Genomic DNA, 4,973 nt, shown 5'->3' on the forward strand with positions numbered 1-4,973 from the left:
TCTTAAAAGAAGTACCAACACCTTCAAAAGCAGAAGCTACATCATGATACTCTTTATCTTCTGTCTCACCATCATCCTTAACGCTCTTAACCGTGAATGTAGGAGCTGTCCATTGACCATTCTCATATTTAGCATCACCGCCAAAATACGAGGCAACCCCAGTGCCCAATGTATGAAGTTGATTACCTGCTACAGCATCCGTTGAACTTTCACTTACATCTCCATTCGCAAGATACTTAATCTTGCTATTCGTTTTTTCTTTTCCATGCTGCGCCACAAAAGCCTTTTCCTGCTCATTCCAATTTAAAGAATCCTGTGCAACTCCCTCTGAAACTTCCTTAATCCGCTGATTCACATTCTTGATATTTGTATCAAGTCCTGCAAAGGCTGAACCAACATCGGTGAATGACTTATCTGTGATCTGACCTTCTTTAGAAACTTCAGATAATGCATAGGTTGGCTGCGTAAGAGTACCATCTTTAAAGGCTGCGCTACCACCTAAGAATTTGGCTACATCTTGAGAGATGGTATTAAGCTGACCACCTGTAACCGCATCATGCGATTCACTGGCAATCTTGCCATCAGCAACATTATGAAGAGCTGTGGGGTTCTTACCCTTTCCACCAAAAGTGACACTCGTATAATCTATTTCATCTTTATTCTTATCATAATGAACAACCGCTGAATCTTCTGACTGAAGTTGATTAATCTGGTTGGTTATCTCATTGGTCACTTTATTCTCGACATTCGTGATAGAAGTACCAACTCCCTCAAAAGCAGCAGCAACATTCTTATACTCTTGCTCTTCAGACTTACCATCCTCTTTAACTGTCTTCACTTTAAATCTTGGAGTTATCCATTTCCCTTCCTTATATTCAGTACCGCCACCAAAATAGCTCGCTAACGTATTGCTCATCGAATAAAGCTGAGAACCATTTACCACTTCTGTCGATTTCTCTGAAAGCTCACCAGCACTCACACCAGAAAGGGTCCGCATTGTACCATCACTGTTGGCAAAACTTACTTTGGTACCGTTCGTTTCTCCACCAACCGATATAACATGTGAGCCCTTATCTTGTTTAACAAGACTGTCTCCTACAACTTGGTTAATTTGCTCATTCACTTCATTATGAATATTCGTGAAAGATTGATTTACACCTTCAAAGGCTTCAGCAACGGTTTTATATTCTTGCTCTGTTTCCTTGCCTGTGTCATCGAATTTCTTTACCTTAAAGCTTGGAGCACTCCAGTTGCCTTCCTTATCATAACCTGCTCCACCGCCGAAATATGTCGCTAACGTATTGCTCATGGAGTAAAGCTGGGAACCTGTCACTGCGTCAGTGGAAACTTTGGAAATATCTCCAACAGCAAGAGAGGTAATCTTACTATTTTCTTTTTTACCTTCTTTTTCTCCATGCGTCGCTACAAAGGCATTTGCCTCTTCACTCCAGTTTAAAGAATCACTTTTTGCATCGGCAATATCTTTGTTAATCTCATTGTGAATATTCTTGAAAGAAGTACCTACCCCCTCAAAGGCTGCTGCTACATTATTATAAGTCTCATCAGTTGCACTGCCATCTTCTTTGAAGAGCTTAACCGTGAATGTAGGAACAGTCAAAGCGCCATTCTCATACTTAGCGCTACCACCAAAATATGTAGCAACCTTATCGCCTAATGAATGAAGCTGATTGCCCGCTACAGCATCTGTTGAGCTAGCAGAAATGTCTCCATTCTGAAGAGACGTGATCTTGCTGTTGACTTTATTCTCTCCATGCTGCGCCACAAAAGCCTGCGCATCATTGTTCCATGACAAAGAATCTTGCGCAACACCTTGAGATACTTCCTTAATACGTTGATTTACATTCTTGATATTTGTATTAAGACCCTCAAACGCACTCCCAACATTATCATAGCTCATTTCTTCTGCAGCGCCATCTTCAGAAATCTTAGATAATTTATAGGCTAGTCCTGTGAAAATACCATTATTAAATGTTGTATCACCACCTAAGTATTTCGCAATATTTTGAGAAATCGCATTAATCTGGCTACCATTAATTGCATCATGTGAATCCTTGGCAATACTACCATCGGCTACGTTATGAAGTGCAACAGGGGCAGAATTCTGACCTTTACCAAAAGTTACACTTTTATAATTAATAGTGCTATTTTCATCATCTGTTTTATCATAATGAACAACAGCCGAATCATCAGACTGAAGATTATCAGAAAAATCTTTTAAACTTTTTTCGAGCTGACCCTTGTTAACAGCATCATTATTATCTTTTGCATCTCCTACACCAGAAATCACTCGATTCACACCGCTTTTATTTGCAATATTAATTACTGTGCCTTCTGTATCCGCACCAATGCTGATAAGATTCGTTGTTTTATCCTGCTTAACAAGACTATCATCAACAACTTTGGTAATCTCATTTTTAATCTCTTTACGAACATTCGTGATAGAAGTATTCACATTTTTGAAGGAGCTACCAACTCCAGCAAAAGCAGATGCTACATCATTATAGTTTTTATCTTCTGTATTACCACCTTCATTGACAGTCGTAACCTTAAATGTAGGAGCGGTCCAAGCACCACCATCATACTTAGCATTCCCGCCTAAAGACTTCGCAACATCGCTGCCCAAGGTATGAAGCTGAGATCCATTGACCGCATCCGTGGAGGCAGAAGTAATGTCTCCATTCGCAAGATATTTAATCTTGCTATTCGTTTTTCCGGTTTCTTCTTTTCCATGCTGCGCTACAAAGGTACCTTCAGAATCACTCCACAATAAGGCGTCACCTTGGACTTTTTCAGTAACATCCGTGATTTTCTTATCTATTTTATTCACTACATTCGTGAATGAACTCCCTACACCCGTAAAGGCTTCCGCTACATCATTATAGTCTTTATCTTCTGTTTTGCCATTATCATTGACAGTCGTAACCTTGAATGTAGGAGCAGTCCAAGCGCCATCATCATACCCAGCACCACCACCTAAAGAATTAGCAATACCGCTACCTAAGCCATAAAGTTGAGAGCCATTCACAGCATCCATTGAACTGTCAGAAACCACTCCATTTGCAAGTGACGTAATTTTGCTATTCGCTTTTTCTGCTTCTTCTTTCCCATGCGTCGCTACAAACGCATTATCATTATTGCTCCACAACAAAGCATCACCTTGAACTTCTTGCGTAATATTCGTTAGTTTTTCATTAAAATTTTTGACCTCATTCGTTAGATGAGTATTCACATTCTTGACACTCGCATCAAGACCAGCAAACGCACTACCAACATCGTTATATGAACTAGTCGTTACTGTACCATCGTCAGTAATAGTAGAAATTTTATAAGTCGGAGCTGTAAAAGAACTTTCTTTAAATGCAGCATCACCACCTAAGAACTTGGCAACATCCTCACCGATTTTGTTAACCTGTCCACCCGTGATGGCATCATGTGAACCCTTGGCAATCTGACCATCGGCAACATTATGGAGACCTACAGCTGCCTTATCTTTACCACCCAAAGTCACACTTGTGTAATTAATACTGCCATTTTCGTCACCTGTTTTATCGTAATGAACAACTGCTGATTCATCAGACTGAAGACTGTTCGAAAGATCTTTCAAGCCTTTATCAAGCTGGCCTTTGTTAACAGCTTCATTGTCCTGTGTCGCTTCCTTCACACCAGAAAGAGTTCTATCCCCTTTATTCTTGTTGGCTATGTTGATTTCACTGCCTTCTACTTCTTTACCAATAGTGATAAGATTTGTATCTGCATCTTTCTTAACAAGGCTATCTCCTTTTACATTGGTAATTTCATTGGTAATCTCTTTTTTTACATTTGTGAGGGAAGTGCCAACGCCCGCCAAAGCTTCCGCTACAGTATTATACTTCGTCTCTCCAGAGTTGCCATCTTCTTTGACTGTTGTAACCTTGAAGCTTGGAGCTGTCCATTGACCATTCTCATACTTAGCATCACCGCCAAAAAACTTCGCAACTTCATTACCTAGAGTATGAAGCTGTGAGCCATTTATGGCATCTGTTGAAGTTTCACTGACAGCTCCAGCTGCAAGATACTTAATCTTGCTATTAGCTTTCCCATTATCTTTCCCATGCGTCGCTACAAACGCATTATCATTATTGCTCCACAATAATGCATCACCTTGAACCCTTTCAGTAACATCCGTGATTTTCTTATCTATTTCATTCTTAACATTTGTAATTTCATTCTTAACATTCGTGAAAGAAGTACCAACACCTTCAAAAGCAGAAGCTACATTGCCATAGGTAGAGTCAGAAACACCACCCTCAGAATTAAAGCTCTTAACCGTGAATGTAGGTGCTGTCCATGCGCCATTCTCATAGCTAGCATTACCACCTAAAGACTTGGCAACACTGCTTCCCAAGGTGTGAAGCTGATTACCTGCTACGGCATCACTTGAATCAGTACTAATGTCCCCATTCGCAAGTGACGTTATCTTGCTGCTGCCGTTATCCTCTCCATGCTGCGCTACAAAGGCATCCTTCTCTTTGCTCCAGTTCAAAGAGTCACCTTTTGCATCAGTAATTTCTTTGGTAATATCATTTTTAACATTCTTGATAGAAGTACCAATACCACTCAAAGCATCCGCTACATTATGATGAGTTTCCTCACCTTCGGTGCCATCTTCTTTAACAGTTTTAATTTTAAAAGTAGGACCGCCCCAGTTTCCATTTCCAAAGTCAGCACCACCACCAAAAAAAGCAGCTATATTACCACCCAGTGTATGTATCTGGGAACCACTCACCGCTTCGTCTGAATCTTTACCGAGATCCCCACCCATAAGACCGGAAAGTTTCCGCTTCCCGCTGTCTTTGTTTAAAATACTGATTTCAGTGCCACCGGTACCCTTACCAATAGTGATAAGACCTGTTCCCCCTGCACGGATATTGCGACTTAAAGCCACCTCTTCTTCTTGCTTAACGAGGATACTG

The 4,973-nt window shown here is 40.6% G+C and carries 1 pseudogene; it reads right to left on the reverse strand.

Going from position 1 to position 4,973, the window contains the following annotated elements:
* Window positions 1-4,973, reverse strand: a pseudogene (locus ABD915_RS08875) (hypothetical protein); the annotation flags it as partial.

Origin of the sequence: Bartonella jaculi (genome assembly GCF_039543045.1) — a bacterium.
GTDB classification, from domain to species: Bacteria; Pseudomonadota; Alphaproteobacteria; order Rhizobiales; family Rhizobiaceae; genus Bartonella; species Bartonella jaculi.